This window comes from Sphingobium sp., assembly GCF_032153725.1.
GTDB lineage: Bacteria > Pseudomonadota > Alphaproteobacteria > Sphingomonadales > Sphingomonadaceae > Sphingobium.
Genome location: NZ_JALDYQ010000042.1, coordinates 14338 through 30294, shown reverse-complemented (window position 1 = coordinate 30294; position 15957 = coordinate 14338). Strand labels below are relative to the sequence as shown.

Sequence of the window (15957 nt, the reverse complement as noted above, 5' to 3'; positions counted from 1 at the left end):
ACCGATCAACAATGCGAGAACATGGCCAAGGCCGTGGCAACTGAAGATCAAATGCCGCGCGGGCATTTCCACCTTCCGATCGGGTCCTGCGATGCCTGCCGCCTCCCATGACGGCGGGACTTCCGGCGCAGGTTTGAATGGTCGATTTGCCTTATACCATGCGCCTGATAAGAAAGCAGTAGTCTGCCAGAAAAATGCCGGTGCAACTGGTGCGGTTCAGCTGCTCGGCGAAATCTGCCGGCTGGCCAAAGCGCAGGCTGTGCTCCACGGACACCACATATGGCCACCAAATGGCGGCACCGGGCCGACTAGGGCGGCGATAATGGCCCACTCTTCTATCTCACGGCCCCTTGCGGGAGCGGACCAAGGCGCAGAAGGCCGCTACCACGGCTGAGCGATTGTCGCGGCGATAGGCGAGACTGAGCTGGGTCTGCGGTGCATTGCCCGGAATCGGACGATAGGCGACACCGTTGAGACGCGCTTCCGATGTCGATTCCGGCACCAGCGAGACGCCCGCGCCCACGGATACCAACGACAGCGCAGTCTGAATCTCCATTGTTTCCTGTACGATGTCGGGAGAAAAGCCCTCCGCCCGGCAAATTTGCAGGATGGTGTCGGCAAAGCTCGGCCGGGGATGGCGCGGATAGAGGATGAAGGGGCGTGTCGATAGGTCGGCGAGCGCGATATGCTCCTGCGCTGCAAGCGGATCACCTTCCGACAGGGCGACAATCAATGGTTCCTCGAACACGACATCATTGACGATCTCCGGGTCTTGTATCCCCGGCCGGGCAAAGGCGACGTCGATCGAGCGGTCAATCAGTGCGGCGCGCAGTTCCGCCGTGTTCATCGCGTGCAGCACCAGCTCAACCTCCCGATGACTGGTACGGAAGGCATTGAGGATGCCAGGCAGGATCGAGAAGGATGCTGAGCCCACGAAGCCGATCTGGATGACGCCGATCGTACCTTCGGACGCGCGTTTCGCCACCCTCGCGGCGTCGGCCACGCGCGCCAGAATATCGCGGGCGCGAGGAAGCAGAGCTTCGCCGGCTGCGGTCAGGTGAATGTTGCTGCGCGTTCTGTCAAACAGAAGTACGCCGATGGCCGCTTCCAGGCTTGCAATCTGGCGGCTGAGAGCAGGCTGGGCGATGTGTAGCCGTTCCGCCGCGCGTCCAAAATGCAATTCTTCCGCCACCGCCAGGAAATAGCGTAACCGACGCACGTCCACACCCATCCACGGGACGCGGTGAAATGCATCGCTGTTCGCGGTCATGGCCGGCATTCTCTCTTCGCTCTAACGACATATGGGCATTATCCGCCAATCTCTCCCATGCGATTGTCGACAAAACAAGGCGGATTCCGTTTTCAGGCAGAGAGCATATTCAATGAAAGTGAAGACCGGTACCGCTGATCGATGGAGCATGATCATCGGCGCCAATATGAACGCAAGGCACATAGTCTGGGGTGATCAAATTGAAGCTCAACTCCTGGGTCGCGCCGATCTCGGATGTATAATATCCATAGACGGTGAGCATCTTCATCCGATCGATGAAGTTTTTGCAACGGGTGGATGCGATCTCACCATTGGATTGCGATAATCTTATGATCGTGGAAAGCCTGTCTGCCGGTGAAAGAGATCCAAAGAATTTACCGGTGGAGCGAATTGCGGATTGGGAAAATTCATTCAAGCCTGCCATGAATTCATCTCGCTGAACATTGTCCAGCCAGGCAAAGAGAATATGCTGTATAAAGTCCGGAACCCCGACCGATTTGGCTCCCGGCGTATCTGTGTCGGGAATGATTGTATCTGCGATGTCGGTAATCAATGCCCGTTCGTCGTCGGACAACGCTGATCGGTCGGGTTTCTGTATCAGCGCGAGAGACGGATGGCTGATAGCTGAACCGAAAATCGTCACAAGGGTTGCTGCGCTCACCGCCTTGAATAGCATCCTACGTTCAATCATCGTGAAATTGCCTTGAATTTTATCATTTCATTTAAACGTCATGAGATATGCAATCAGATCTGCCCGCTTTTTCACGTCCGTGACTGATAGATTCATTCGCGTCCCAGGAACCACTTTGTTGGGTGCCGCCAAAAACAGATTGAGAGTATTGGCATCCCATCTGAGGCGCGCAGCCTTGAGCGCCGCTGAATAGCTGAAAGCCGTCGATGCCGCCGCCCTGTTGGCGATGTTGGACAGATTGGGACCTATTGTTCCTTTTTGGCCGGGCGTAAGGCTGTGGCAAGCCTGACAACGCTGCGCGAAAGTGGCGGCGCCGCTGGCAGGATCTGAAGCCGATAAGGCGCTGGAGTAAACGGATGTGATTGATATCACGCTCGCGAAGAAGGTGAATTTGGCAATAGACTTCATGGTTTGCCCTTTGACTGTTCATCCATTTTAATTTTTCAGCTGATCAAGCAATTGTGGCAAAATTCAATTGCCTTGCGAACCTCGGCCGTACGATCGGCAGTTACCGGCAGTTTAAGCTCATATTCGATAACTGCCGTGATCGGCCAATTCTTATCACGCAAAAGGCGTAACACGTCCTTGATCGGCGTATCTCCTGTGCCAAACTCCACATTGATATTGTCCAATGTTTTATCTTTGACGTGAATATGGGGGATACGGCGATGATGTTTCTCAATAAATGCTATGGGTGACGTCCTGTTGCCAGCCACGAAATGACCGAGATCGACATTGGCGCCGATATAGGGGCTATATTGGAAGGCGTCTTCCCATAAGGCTGGCGTAATCGGCAAATGATTGTGGAGGGCCACCATGAACCGGTGCCTGTTGGCGGCCGCGGCCAATCGCGGCACGGCGGGCACCAGCATCTCGCCGGAAATCGCGCGGGCTCCCAGCGTCTTGGCAAGACGGAAGGCATAGTCCAGTTCATCGCCCTCCAGGTCGCTGATTCCATCGATCTTGACGATGTCGATCTTGACGCCTGCTGCCGCATATTTCCGGCGCAGGGCTTGGGCGGCGTGCATCGATTGCCTTACTCGCCACTCGCGGCGGGGCGCTGCGCCGGCCTGATATGTGGCGATGTCGGCAGGTGTCAGCACGGTCCGTCCGGGGGCAGGCGGAATGACCGCAGGCGCATCGCCCAGCGGATAATATACAGCACTATAATCTGATGGGGCAGGGCCCAGCACCAGCTCCCGGGGAAGGCCCATCGAAATCTCGATCGGTTGCAGGCGCAGTTCGACAGCGGAAATCCCAAGCTCGACCGTTCGCCGCAAAACCTCCTCCGCGCTCATCGCGGTGCGTGTGCCGAAGCTGTAAGGCACGTTCAGACCGACCTGAACGCCTGCCCATTTTGAATTGGGTCGATTGTGCTTAAGTGACGCTGCCATACCTGTACCGCCGACGAACGCTGCGGTAGAAGCAACCAATAATTTGACGGTATCGCGTCGCGAACATTCCATTTGGCCTTACTCCCTGATCAAACGTCAATATCGTGAGGTCGCTGGATTTCTCCCTAAAGCGATCCCGCTTTCATTCTTGCAACAGCATGGTCCACCGCTCGTGCAGTTAATGCCATGTAGGTCAATGAAGGGTTCTGACATGGCGAGGACGTCATGCAGGCGCCGTCTGTTATGAATAGATTGGGCACGTCATGGGCCTGGTTGAACCGGTTAAGCACCGATGTCCTGGGATCATTGCCCATGCGCGCGCCGCCCATTTCGTGATTTGTCTCGCCGCCCGGTTTGATTTCCCGGATGGTCTGGACGGCCACCGCGCCGGCAGCGCGGATCATCGCCTCACCCTGATCCGCCATATCCTGCGCCATCCGCTCCTCATTCGTCCCCCAACGAAATGCGATGCGCAACTGGGGCAGTCCCCATTTGTCGACCTTTCCGGTATCGAGGCGCGCCTGATTATCGTCATTGGGAAGGGGTTCGCCCATGGCGCCGAGGGTCAGCGTCCATGGGCCAGGTTTGCGCAATTCTGCTTTCAGGGCCGCGCCAAAGGCCGCAGATTGCGTCCCCCGCGTCCATAACTCGCGCGAACCGCTGCCCTGATACCCATAGCCACGCAGGAAGTCGGTGTCGGTTCTTCCAATGTTGCGGAATCGCGGGATATAGATGCCGGTGGGTCGATTGCCGAGCATCTGAAAATCTTCATGGCCGCTGAAAGTGCCCGTGATGACCGGCCCTTTCACGGTATCCATCAATCCGCGCCCCAGGAAACCGCTGCTGTTCGCGAGGCCGTGGGGAAACGTGTCGTTCCTCGAATTGAGCAGGATGTGCAATGAACCCAATGTCGAGGCATTCAGGAAGACCAACCGAGCCGGCAGTGTTGCATGCGCTCCCGTCTGGCTGTTGACGGTGCGTACGCCAACGATCCGGCGCGTCGCAGGATCGACATCGAGTCCGGCGACGATCGTGTCCGTCATGACCGTCAGGCGGCCGGTCGCTTCCGCCGCAGGCAGTGTTGAACTTTGCGAGCTGAAGAAGGAGCCGGTCGAACAGCCGCGATGGCAGGGACCGCATAAATGACAGGCCGCGCGACCGTTGTGATCGCGGGTCAACACCGCCGATCGCGTGTGGATGAACTTGCGGCCCGGGAAATGGCTTTCGATCCGCGCCTTGGCTTGTTCCTCGATGCAATTCATGGGGAAGGGGGGCAGAAACTCGCCGTCGGGCAATGTGTCAATGCCTTCCCGTGCACCCGATACCCCGATGAACCGCTCCACATGATCATACCAGGGGGCAAGGTCCGCATAGCGGATCGGCCAATCTATCCCATGCCCGTCGCGTTTGTTTTCCTCGAAATCGAAATCGCTGAAACGAAGCGCCGCGCGTCCCCAGGTGAGCGACCGTCCGCCCAGTTGATAGCCTCTCAACCAGGAAAATTCCGTCCCGGCTTCGGTCTGATACGGATTCTCCCGGTCGTTGACGAAGAAGTGTGCGCTTCCTTCATCGAAGTTGCGGCTCCGCTGTTGGACGGGTTGATCGCGTTCATAGCGGCGGCGGTCGCCGAGCCCCCGGAAGGGCATTTCCCAAGGAGCTTTATGTTCGAAGGGATAATCGTCACCCGGAACGATCTTTGGTCCGCGTTCGATCAACAATGTGCGCAGACCGCGTTCGGTCAATTCCTTCGCGGCCCAACCTCCGGAAATGCCAGAACCAATGACAATCACGTCAAATGGAGAATCTTTCATGATAGGCCCTTGTGGTAAAGTCATGGACGAATCCCGCAGCATCGGATTGCAACAGACAGGCAAAGCTCCGTCGATATTGGAGCTTTGTCGAAGCCGAAACGTTCCTTATCGATTGAGATAAGGCCGCAAATCTACCTCTCTACCCTCAGCGGCGCTTTGATATCCTGCATAAACAAGCAGTAGCACATCCATGGCGAGCAGCAGATCGCTCCGCGGCGCCCGGTCTTCCTGAACAGCTCCTATGAAGTCGCGAAGTTCTTCAGGATAGCCGGTCACCGCGTCCTCATCGGGCGCTGGGAAAGACCAGCCACCTTTTGTCTCTGTTTTCTCCACGATATATTCCGTGTCGAAATAGCGGCTGTCGGGGGTATAGGCCTGGCAGGTCGTATTGGGGTTGATGTTCGCGGTCACGACCGCTCGCGACCCGTAAGCGCTCAGGAAATTGCGAATGCCGCCCATGCGCGTATCCGTTGAGGTCAGTTGCGCCACAGAACCATCTTCGAAGGTCACGATCAGCGTTGCGAAATCTTCGACATCCTCCCAGCCGGTGACGATATGTTTCGGCTCTTCCTGCCGGAATGAGCCGATTTCGCTGAGGTTTGCGACATGGGCCCGCACCGTGACAGGGCGGATCGGCACGCCAGTCCGGCGGCGTCCTTCTGCATATTTCAGGTGCAGGGCGGCGCCGATCGGATGGACGCAAAGGCGGAGCAGCGATCCGCCACCTGCGGTCTGCCACCGCCGCGAATAAGGCGCGTGCGATCCTGAATGCGATTCCTCGCCTTCGATCCGGAGGATCGTCGATTGGCTTGCTGCCATCAATTTGTCCAGCTTGACGATCGGCGGCGCATAGACCCAGTTTTCGGCATAGCAGAAAGTGACGCCGGCTCGGCTGATCGCGGTTTCGACCACGCCGATCTGCTCCACGATCGCGTCGAGCATCGCTTTGCGGGACCATCCTTTGGCCGACCAGTCGCCCCCGGCATTCTCCGGTCCGAAATAGCCCCCCAATGGCTTTTCGCAAATGATGTGCTTTCCGTGAGCCGCTGCTTCAAGAATGAATGGAACGTGAAGATGGTTGGGCAGGCAGATATCGACGATATCGATTGTCTTGTCGCGCAAAAGTTCCTGCGGGTCCTCGTATACGTGCGGAATGCCCGCATGTTTGGCCAGTTGTTCCGCGCGAGATCGGTCACGCGAGGCAATCCCTGCTACCTCGAACTGGTATCCATAAACTTTGCGATAACTTTCCAGATGGAAGCGGGCGGAAAATCCGGCTCCAACGATACCAATTCGGGTCATTGTGCTCGACGTCCTTTTTTGGGTTCGATAAAGAAGAGGCAGCAATAATTCAGTCCAGCAGATCGCGGCCCTTGGTTTCAGGAGCGGCGATGGTCGCGAACAGGCCCAGCAGGAATATCAGGCACATCACCATGGCCGAATAGCGCAGGGGCTCGGGGGCGGGCAGGGCGCCAAACAACACGCTGGTGAGGAAAGCGGAACCAAAACTGCCGGCCGCGGCGCCGAACCGCCCGAGATTATATGCGATGGAAACCCCGGTGCCGCGCGTGCGCGCCGGAAAGAGTTCGGGCAGGTAGATGGAGAATCCGGCAAAGGCACTGAATTGGGCCGCGCCCATGAGCGGCATCATCCAATAGGCCGAAACAGGGGAATCCAGCCGCCAATAGACCAGAATGGTGATTATGAAGGCAGCGGTGAAGCTTGCCGCGAAGGCGGGGCGACGTCCCTGTCTGTCAGCCAGCCAGGCGAAGGCCAGCATGCCGACCGCGCCGCCGGACATCTGTAGCAGATAGGCCCAGTTCTTGGCTTGCGCGACCAGCATGGGCACATGCTCGGACGGATGCCGGGCGGCGTAATAGGTGCTGAATACGGCATGTTGCAGGTCGACAGCATATTCGCCGATGGCCCACAGACCCATAACGCCTGCAATCGAAATAAGGCTGCCGATGACAAGGTTGGCGCGCTGTTCGCCGTCGCGCAGCAACTGACCGTATGAGCCGAACATGCTGGGGGGTAAGGCGCCCGATTGCTTCAGCTTCAGCCAGGGATCGGATTCGCGCAGGCCAAAGGCAGATACTATCCCCAGCAAAGCGGGCAGCGCTCCGATCGCGAACAACCAGCGCCAGCTATGTTCTGCTGAGATCGTGCCGTTTGTGGCCAGCGCATCGACCGCCATCTTCACGAAGGCGGCGCCGACATTGCCAATGGTCGACAGGAGCTGAAGCCCCGCCAGCATCGCCAATCGCGCAGGTCCCGTCACGGATTCAGCTATTATCGCGACCGCGAGCCCAAAAATTCCGCCGATACCAACGCCTGTCGCCACGCGAAGCACGGCAAATTCAATATGCGTCCGGCACATGGCGGTAAGCCCGGTGCAGATCGAATAGAGCAATATGGAGATGGTCAGTAACCGCACGCGTCCGAAGCGATCACCCAAAGCTCCGAAGGTCAGGCCACCTGCGCCCCAGCCTATCAGGAACAAGGCGGTCACAACCTTGGCAAAAGCCTGAAGCTGGACATCATTGGCCGGAAGCTGCATCAGATCAGTGAGGGTCGGCACCCGTGCAAGCGAAAACAGGCGCTGATCCATGGTGTCAAACAGCCAGGCGGCAGCGACAACCATGAACATGAACCATTGATAGCGGCTGACGCCGCGCCACCATGGTGTTGCCGGGGACTCTGGCAGAGACTCCACTTGTCTTCTCTCCTGTGAGGATAAGATTGAATATTCAATGTATAGTGGTCAGTCAACTATGTTTCCGTCGCGGCGCTCGCGCTTTCCGGGAACGGCCGATTTCAGCCAGTCGGAGAGGGTTTTGGCGAGATCTCTGCATGCGGGAAAGAGAGATGGGATTATTCTTCTGGTATATTGCACTGAAGTGGTAAGGCCAATATGACGGTGGCGCGCGCGATTCAGCATGGGGGCACTTGCCCCGCGCTTCTTGGAGATCATTAAGGTGAAAATCATTTCGGCGAAGGTCATCGTGACCTGCCCTGGGCGCAACTTCGTGACCCTGAAGATCCTGACCGATCAGGGTGTCCATGGCATCGGCGATGCGACCATGAACGGCCGGGAGAAGGCCGTCGTGTCCTATCTTGAGGATCATGTCGTCCCTTGCCTGATCGGAATGGACCCGCGCAGGATCGAGGATATCTGGCAATATCTGTACCGGGGAGCATATTGGCGGCGAGGACCGGTGACAATGCGCGCCATCGCGGCGGTCGATGTGGCCCTTTGGGACATCAAGGCGAAGATGGCGGGCATGCCGCTCCACCAGTTGCTCGGCGGGCGCTCCCGCGAGGGGGTGATGGTATATGGCCATGCCAATGGCAATGATATTGGCGAGACGGTAGAGGCTGTCGGTCATTATATCGACATGGGTTACAAGGCGATCCGGGCGCAGACGGGCGTGCCGGGCATCAAGGACGCCTATGGGGTCGGCCGCGGCAAGCTCTATTATGAACCTGCCGATGCTTCACTGCCTTCCCTCACCGGCTGGGATACCCGAAAGGCGCTGAACTATGTGCCCAAGCTTTTCGAAAAGTTGCGGGACACCTATGGGTTCGAATATCATCTGCTGCACGACGGCCATCATCGCTACACTCCGCAGGAGGCCGCGAATCTGGGCAAGCTGCTTGAGCCATTCCAACTGTTCTGGCTGGAGGATGCGACGCCGGCCGAAAATCAGGAGGCATTCAGGCTGATCCGCCAACATACTGTAACGCCTCTCGCCGTCGGCGAAATCTTCAACACGATCTGGGACGCGAAGGACCTGATCCAGAACCAGTTGATCGACTATATCCGCTGTACGATCGTCAGTGCGGGCGGTGTCACGCATCTGCGCCGCATCGCTGATCTTGCAAGCCTCTATCAGATCCGTACGGGGAGCCATGGCGCAACTGACCTCTCTCCGGTTACCATGGGCACGGCGTTGCATTTCGACACCTGGGTGCCCAACTTTGGCATACAGGAATATATGCGCCACTCTGATGAGACAGACGCGGTCTTTCCCCACGACTATTATTTCCAGAAGGGCGAGCTGTTTTGCGGCGAGGCACCAGGTCACGGAGTCGACATTGATGAGGTTCTCGCGGCAAAATATCCCTACAAGCCTGCTTACCTTCCGGTCGCAAGGCTGGAAGACGGGACAATGTGGAACTGGTGAGGTTGCCTGCGGGTTTCCAAAGAGTTCACATAGTCGAATGTGGCATGATCTTGCGACGCCGGGGATTGGTGCCCGGCTTTCCGCCTGCAACCGGCCTACCGGACTTGCATCATGCTATTGGATCGGGACAGGGGCGCTCGTCGACGATCCGCCGCCGCTTTTCATCGATTTCCCGCTTGGCCTTTTCGATCAACTCAAGTTCCGTCATCGCCAGAAGGTCTTCTGAAACTCGGGCGAGATGCGCGCGCATAGCCGCGCGGGCCCGATCTGCATCCCGGGCCATCAGCGCTTCATAGATGCGACGATGCTCGTGCGGCCGCGGAATGATACCCGAGCTGCGGGCCTGGTCGAACATGTGGCGGCATAGCGGAGATTGTTCACGCAGGTCCCAAAGATGCTCGATAGTCTGCGCGACCAGCGAACTCCGCGTACCTTCGGCAATCGCCATGTGAAAATCCCGATCAAGCTTCATTTCTTCATCGAAAGTCGCGTCGAGGGCTTCCATGCGCAGCAGGATTTTGCCGACCTGCGCCAATTCCTCGTCTGTCATGACCTTAGCGGCCAGCGCTGCCGCTTCGCCTTCGAACATCAGCCGGGCTTCGATGAGTTCGAAGGCGCCAACGTCCAGCTCTGCGGGCGCGCGGTCGACCGGACGACTGTTCGATACATAGATGCCTGAACCGTGGCGCACCTCGACAAAGTTTCGAATCTCCAGCGCAATCATGGCTTCGCGGATGGTAGGGCGACTGACCTGGAACGTATCGGCCAAATCCCGTTCAGGCGGCAAGCGGGTTCCGACCAGATACTGCCCGGTTCTGATGCCCTGCTCGATTTGATGGGCTACGCGCTGATAAAGCTTGACGCGGTCTGACATTCGCTCGCCATGTCACAAGGCTGCGTTGCTCGCAAGACAAGTTGCCGATTGACAGGGCCGGCAATGGGCGGGGCGGATGTCTGAACCGAAAATACCAAAACAAATCAAAGCGAAGATCATCTTTTCGCGCCTATATGGGGGTTCGCGGCCGGCGCCTTTTGATCGCGATCAAATTTGGGCTTGAAAATTCAACCTTAACATTGAATATTCAACCTGCCGGAGTGCAAGTGATTCGATACCGAGGCGGAAAAAAAGTTGCTTCAGCGACAGATCGAAAGGGTTAAGGGAAATGAGGGAAAAGGTGGTTTCTAACGTTCCGTCGCTCATGGCGGTTGCGCTCATATTGTCTGCAACCCCCGCCATTGCACAGGACGCCCCGTCGGCCGAGCAGGGCGCGGGCGAGGGTCTTGCGGAAATCGTTGTTACAGCCGAAAAGCGCCCCAGTGTCGCGCAGAAGACTGCGATCTCGATTTCGGTGGTGGATTCCGAGACGCTGGCCAAAGCTGGCGTTGCCAACCTTGCTGACCTTGCATCCGTTGCCCCCAGCGTGTCCTTTGCGCAAAACAATGTTGCAACCATCGTTTCGGTTCGGGGCATCTCCAGCCGCGATGCCACGGAATCGGGCGATCCGGCCGTGTCGGTCAGCATTGACGGCTTCAACCTGCAGCGCGCGGTTGGCCTTAATACCGCCATGTTCGATCTCGAACGCGTCGAAGTCCTGCGCGGGCCGCAAGGCACCCTGCTGGGGCGGAATGCGACCGGCGGCGCCCTCAACATCATCACGGCCAAGCCCAAGGATGAATTTGCCGCCTACGTTGGAGGGGAGGTCGGCAATTATTCGACCTTTGCGACCAAGGGCATGGTGAATATTCCGGTCAATGATTGGCTGAAGCTTCGTGCCTCGTTTCAGACGCGCGACCACGATGGCTACCGTGACAACGCGCCTGGTTCGGACGCGGATGACCAGCAGGCCCGCGCGGCTCGCCTCCACCTGCTGATCGAGCCGACCTCCCGTCTCAAGATTCTGCTGACCGGCGAATATGCGCAGGACCACAATAACGGCCCCGCAGTCCGCGGCATTCCGTTGGAATATTATACCGCAGCCAACGTACCCGCTGGTTTCCTGGTGGGTGACGTCGACTATTCCGAGCCGCCGCGCGGCAATGCCAAGTCTTTCGCCATGCCCGCCGGAAGCTATCTCAAATACAAGATCTGGAGCATCCGGGGCGAGATCGACTATGATCTCGATTTCGCGACGCTGACCTATCAGGGTGGCTATCGTCACAATGATTTCGAGCGCCTTGGCATATTGGGCGGCGGTTATGGTACGGCGACGCAGAACTGGAGCTTCCTCCAGACGGAAAAATTGCCTTCCTGGAACCACGAACTGCGCCTGTCGTCGAACGGCAATGGCCCGTTCAAATGGCAATTTGGTGGCTTCTACTTCCAGGAGAAGAACGACTTCACCAATGACTTCATCGACTTCCCCTATTCGCCTTCGCTTTCGGGGAAAGCGGAGAGGCTGACGCTTTTCCGCTATCCGGACATTCTCGCCCGTGCAAAGGCGGTCTTTGGACAGGCTTCCTATGAGGTTCTTCCGGGCCTGACGTTCGAATTGGGCGCGCGCTATTCGAAGGACAGGAAGAGCCGCACCGCGATCGTTACCTCGACGAGCCTACCGACTTATCTGAGTACGCGTTGTTACCTGACCAATAGCTGCGTCTATTCGACTTCGATCACCCCGCAGAAGGCGATCAGTTCGAAGACAACCTATCATGCTGCCGCGAATTACCAGATAACGCCGCGGAACATGGTCTATGCCAAGTTCGACACCGGCTACAAGGCCGGTGGATTCAGCACCTTGGGATCCTATGATCCTGAAACGATCAAGGCCTATGAGATCGGGTCCAAGAACCGCTTCTTCGGCAACACCTTGCAGGTCAATCTGTCGGCCTATCTTTACGATTATTCGAACCAGCAGGTTGGCCAGGCTGTCGTCACCAGCGCCGGCGTCGGGTCGCTGATCGTGAACGCGGGCAGCTCGCGCTATAAGGGTGTCGAGATGGATGTGACATGGCAGCCGACCGGCCGGGATCGCATCAATGCCTATGTCGGCTACAACCATGGCCGCTATCGCAACTTTGCAACATCGGTCAGCGGTCAACTCCTGCGTCTCGCGCAAATCGAAGGAGCTGCTATCCCCGTGCTGGCTCCCAATGGAAGCGTTGCCGGCTATAATTACCAGCTCGCCGGCAAGACTCCGCCCCAGTCGCCCGACTGGACGGTGAACTTTGGTTATGAGCATGACTTCGACGTGTTTGGTGGAACACTCACGCCAAAGTTCCAGACTCATTATGAATCGAAGTCTTACTTCTCATTCTATAATCTGGGTCTTGACAAGCAGGACGGCTATCATCGCTCTGACGCGGTGTTGACCTTTGAGCCCGAGGGCAAGAAGTGGCAGATTTCTGCTTTTGTACGCAATATCGAGAACAAGCTCATTCTTGCCAATGTGCAATCGCCGCCGAATACGACCTTTGGGACGTATCGCGAGCAATATCAGGCGCCGCGCACCTACGGACTGAGCTTCACGCATAACTGGTGATCCTTCCATCTTCACCGGCGCGCCGATCGGGCGCGCCGGTGTCTTTGCCGGGGATCGGCAGCATGCCTGCGGAATGACGTCATGTTGTGAGGTAGGGCCATGATATTCGATTTGCAGGACATGGACGGCGCAAGCCGGTATCGCCTTCTGATGTCAACCGTGGTGCCACGGCCGATCGCTTGGCTTTCGACAAGCGACAGGGATGGGCGCGTCAACCTCGCTCCGTTCAGTTGCTTCAACGTCATGGGATCGTCGCCCGCGATGGTGGCGATCGGCATACAGTCCCATCCTGACGGGCGATCCAAGGACAGTTGCGCCAATATACGGCAGACGGGTGAGTTCGTCGTGAATTTGGTGACGCGCAGAGATGGCGATGCGATGTTCATGACAGCGCAGGACCACGAGCCAGACGTGGATGAGGCGCAACTTGTGGGCCTGGCGACGATGCCATCCGCAAGGGTCGTTCCGCCACGCATCGCAAGTGCTCCTTGCAGTCTTGAATGTCGAACCTTCCAGATCGTTCAGCCCGGAGAAGCCTTGACCATTGTGCTGGGCGAAGTCCTGGCCGTTCATGTGCGGGACGATCTGGTGCTGGATGCACGGCGACCCACGCTCGATACCCCCGGTCTGGGGCTGATCGGGCGGATGGAGGGGCCGGGATGGTATACCACGTGCGAGGGACGCTTGAGCATCCCCGGCGGCGATGCGACAGTGTAAGGCGTGAAAATTCCGATCTTTGTGAGGCCCTGCAACATGCATGCTGAAAGTCCGGTCCAGTCGCTTCAGGACGGGAATGTCCGGAAAACGTCTTTGCTGGTCACGGCGCTCTGCTGGATTGCCCTGTTTTCCGAAGGGTACGACATGGGCGCGCTTGGGGCCGTGCTGCCTTCGATGATGGCTGATCCCGATTGGCATCTTGACGCGGCTATGGCCGGCATGATGGCCAGCGCGGCACTGGTAGGCATGTTCTTTGGCGGATATATCTTTGGCACCTTTGCCGATCGTTTCGGTCGCAAACCGGCCTATCTCGTCTGTTTCAGCCTTTTCTCGGTGGCGAGCGGCCTTGCCGCGCTGGCTCCTTCGCCCATGATCTTTGCGATATGCCGGTTTTTTGCGGGCGCAGGTGTTGCGGGTATTGTCCCGATTGCGTCCGCGCTGACCTGCGAATATGCGCCGCCAGGCAAGGCCAATCGCCAATATGCGATCATGTATTCGGGCTATTCGGTTGGCATTTTTGCGGCTGCCTTATGTTCCTTCTTCACGGTCGAGTGGCTGGGATGGCGCTTCGTCGTCGGAATCGGCGTGACCGCATTGCTGCTTCTGCCACTGATCATCCTCATGCTGCCGGAATCGATCGATTTCCTGCTTTCGCAGGGCCGGGTCGAAGGCGCGCGCGCTCTGGCGGCCAGGCTTGGTCTGGCGTTCCCCGAGCGCTCGCTTCCAGCCGACGACCTGCCCAAGCCGGGGGTTCGTGCCCTTTTCCAGCCGGGCTGGGTGAGCGCTACTCTGGGCTTCTGGTTCGCTACTTTCAGCGGGATGATCCTGGTCTATGGCCTGAACACCTGGCTGCCCCAGATCATGCGAAGTGCGGGATACGAACTGGGATCGAGCATCATGTTCCTGGGGGTGTTCGCTCTTGCTTCCTCGGTAGGCGGGATCATGCTGGGCGCCATTGCCGACCGCGTGGGGCGTGGGCGCACGATCATGGCGGCATTCCTGGTGGGAGCTGTTGCGATTCTGACTTTGTCGCACGCCTGGCCACTGCCGTTGACCTATATTCTGGTCGCCATTGCTGGCATCGGGTCCGTATCGGCCGCAGTGATGGTGACCAGCTACCTCGCCGCATATTTTCCTGCCCGTTACAGAGCGACGGCTGTGGGCGTGTGCATCAGCTTTTCCCGGTTCGGAGCCGTTTGCGGCCCGCTGCTGGGGGGCGCCATCGCGCAGAGAAATATGCCAATCACATGGAACTTCGTGGTTTTCGCGCTTGCGGCGGTTGGCGCGGCCGCCAGCATCCTCCTCGTCCCCGATCGTGGCACCAAGGGAGCGACATTCAAGGGCGAACCTTCGCCGATCCATTGAGCAGGCAGCCTTTCACAAAAGAATTCGGAGATGAGCATGGATTTCACCCGGCGTTCGGCAATCATCGGCGGCACGCTTCTGTCAATGGGGAGCGGTGTGGCATTCGCCCGCGGCGCGGTTTCGCCTGCGCCCACTCGCATTGGCGTGCAGACTTACAGTTTTCGCGACATGCTGCCCCTTCCGGGCGACATGGTCGATAAGATGATCGACGGCTGCCGCAGGCTGGGCGTCGATATGCTCGAACTTTTCGAGCCGACCATCCAACCGCCCGCCTTTTCCGAAAACGCCCCCTGGGCGGTGAAGGATGGAAAGCTGACGCAGGCTTCGCTTTATGGCCGCCCGCCCGAAGGTCCACCGCCTGCCAATGTGCTGGAAACTCGCCAGCGGATACGCGAATGGCGCCTGTCTACGCCACTATCCCACTTTCGCGAGATCGGGCGGCGGTTCGCGCGCGCCGGAATCGAAGTCCAGGCTTTCAACTTCGGCCTGAAGGAAGATTGCACCGATGCCGAGGTGGAATGGGGTTTTGCAGTCACGAAGGCGCTGCGTGCCCGCGCCATGACGGCGTCGACGACGCTGCGCATGGCTGCGCGCAGCGCGCCCTTCGCGGCGCGCCATCGCACGATCGTCGGTTTGCACGGTCATTCCAACCTGCGCGATCCCAACCAGTTGGCAACCCCGGAGAGCTTCGAGCAGGCTCTGAAAATGTCTCCCTGGTATCGGCTGAACTTCGACATCGGGCATTTCGCGGCTGGAGGCTTTGATACTTTGGGTTTTCTGCATCGGCACCACAAAAAAATCATCAGCGTCCATCTGAAGGATCGCAAGGCGCATGACGGCATGAACATGCCCTTCGGTGAGGGCGATACGCCGGTCTGCAACGTCGTGCGCACCATAACCGGGAACCGTTGGCCAATTCCGATGCTGGTCGAATATGAATATGCCGGTGGTGCTTCCGTTCCCGAACTCGCGCGCATTATCCAATATGTCAGAACATGCGCAGCCAAGGCATGAATCCAAGCAGTCGATGACGCCGCCGTTGG

The 15957-nt window shown here is 58.2% G+C and carries 15 protein-coding genes; 5 read left to right on the top strand and 10 right to left on the bottom strand.

Annotated features, from left to right (window positions below; all coding sequences use genetic code 11):
• Nucleotides 1-340: 340 nt before the first annotated feature.
• From RUH75_RS14315 to RUH75_RS14280, 8 genes are all read right to left on the bottom strand, one after another.
• Nucleotides 341-1270 (bottom strand): LysR family transcriptional regulator, encoded by a 930-nt coding sequence (locus tag RUH75_RS14315; RefSeq protein ID WP_313807091.1) that lies wholly within the window; start codon nucleotides 1268-1270, stop codon nucleotides 341-343.
• Nucleotides 1271-1379: 109 nt separating this feature from the next.
• A complete protein-coding gene (locus RUH75_RS14310) occupies nucleotides 1380-1946 on the bottom strand; it encodes a gluconate 2-dehydrogenase subunit 3 family protein (RefSeq protein WP_313807089.1) in 567 nt (188 codons plus the stop codon).
• A gap of 42 nt (nucleotides 1947-1988) precedes the next feature.
• Nucleotides 1989-2369: a c-type cytochrome gene (locus RUH75_RS14305; protein WP_313807087.1), complete on the bottom strand. Its 381-nt coding sequence runs from the start codon at nucleotides 2367-2369 to the stop codon at nucleotides 1989-1991.
• Between the two features lie 35 nt (nucleotides 2370-2404).
• Nucleotides 2405-3427, bottom strand: a complete 1023-nt coding sequence (locus RUH75_RS14300; RefSeq protein ID WP_313807085.1) for a sugar phosphate isomerase/epimerase — start codon at nucleotides 3425-3427, stop codon at nucleotides 2405-2407.
• 53 nt (nucleotides 3428-3480) lie between these two features.
• On the bottom strand, nucleotides 3481-5166 hold the full coding sequence (locus RUH75_RS14295; RefSeq protein ID WP_313807083.1) for a GMC family oxidoreductase: 1686 nt from the start codon (nucleotides 5164-5166) through the stop codon (nucleotides 3481-3483).
• 105 nt (nucleotides 5167-5271) lie between these two features.
• Nucleotides 5272-6513: a Gfo/Idh/MocA family oxidoreductase gene (locus RUH75_RS14290; protein WP_313807081.1), complete on the bottom strand. Its 1242-nt coding sequence runs from the start codon at nucleotides 6511-6513 to the stop codon at nucleotides 5272-5274.
• A gap of 4 nt (nucleotides 6514-6517) precedes the next feature.
• Nucleotides 6518-7882, bottom strand: coding sequence for an MFS transporter (locus tag RUH75_RS14285; RefSeq protein ID WP_313807079.1), 1365 nt, complete (start codon nucleotides 7880-7882; stop codon nucleotides 6518-6520).
• Between the two features lie 48 nt (nucleotides 7883-7930).
• Nucleotides 7931-8170 carry a hypothetical protein gene (locus RUH75_RS14280; RefSeq protein WP_313807121.1) on the bottom strand — a complete coding sequence of 80 codons (240 nt, stop codon included), beginning with the start codon at nucleotides 8168-8170 and terminating at the stop codon, nucleotides 7931-7933.
• On the opposite strand from RUH75_RS14280, the gene manD reads away from it, so the two are divergent.
• Nucleotides 8145-9353 carry a D-mannonate dehydratase ManD gene (gene manD, locus RUH75_RS14275; RefSeq protein ID WP_313807077.1) on the top strand — a complete coding sequence of 403 codons (1209 nt, stop codon included), beginning with the start codon at nucleotides 8145-8147 and terminating at the stop codon, nucleotides 9351-9353. The genes RUH75_RS14280 and manD overlap by 26 nt on opposite strands.
• A gap of 109 nt (nucleotides 9354-9462) precedes the next feature.
• Here manD and RUH75_RS14270 read toward each other — a convergent pair whose 3' ends face one another.
• Both RUH75_RS14270 and RUH75_RS14265 read right to left on the bottom strand, forming a co-directional pair.
• The gene (locus RUH75_RS14270; RefSeq protein ID WP_313807075.1) at nucleotides 9463-10227 is read right to left on the bottom strand and encodes a FadR/GntR family transcriptional regulator; all 765 of its coding nucleotides are present in this window, start codon (nucleotides 10225-10227) and stop codon (nucleotides 9463-9465) included.
• A gap of 168 nt (nucleotides 10228-10395) precedes the next feature.
• Entirely contained in the window at nucleotides 10396-10554 is a 159-nt protein-coding gene (locus RUH75_RS14265; protein WP_313807073.1) for a hypothetical protein, read from the bottom strand.
• On the opposite strand from RUH75_RS14265, the gene RUH75_RS14260 reads away from it, so the two are divergent.
• The 4 genes from RUH75_RS14260 (at nucleotide 10553) to RUH75_RS14245 (ending at nucleotide 15928) form a co-directional block, all read left to right on the top strand.
• Entirely contained in the window at nucleotides 10553-12832 is a 2280-nt protein-coding gene (locus RUH75_RS14260; protein WP_313807071.1) for a TonB-dependent receptor domain-containing protein, read from the top strand. The genes RUH75_RS14265 and RUH75_RS14260 overlap by 2 nt on opposite strands.
• Before the next feature lie 99 nt (nucleotides 12833-12931).
• Nucleotides 12932-13549, top strand: a complete 618-nt coding sequence (locus RUH75_RS14255) for a flavin reductase family protein (protein WP_313807069.1) — start codon at nucleotides 12932-12934, stop codon at nucleotides 13547-13549.
• 36 nt (nucleotides 13550-13585) lie between these two features.
• Nucleotides 13586-14914, top strand: coding sequence for an MFS transporter (locus RUH75_RS14250; RefSeq protein ID WP_313807067.1), 1329 nt, complete (start codon nucleotides 13586-13588; stop codon nucleotides 14912-14914).
• Between the two features lie 30 nt (nucleotides 14915-14944).
• Entirely contained in the window at nucleotides 14945-15928 is a 984-nt protein-coding gene (locus RUH75_RS14245) for a sugar phosphate isomerase/epimerase family protein (RefSeq protein WP_313807065.1), read from the top strand.
• The last annotated feature ends 29 nt before the right edge of the window (nucleotides 15929-15957 follow it).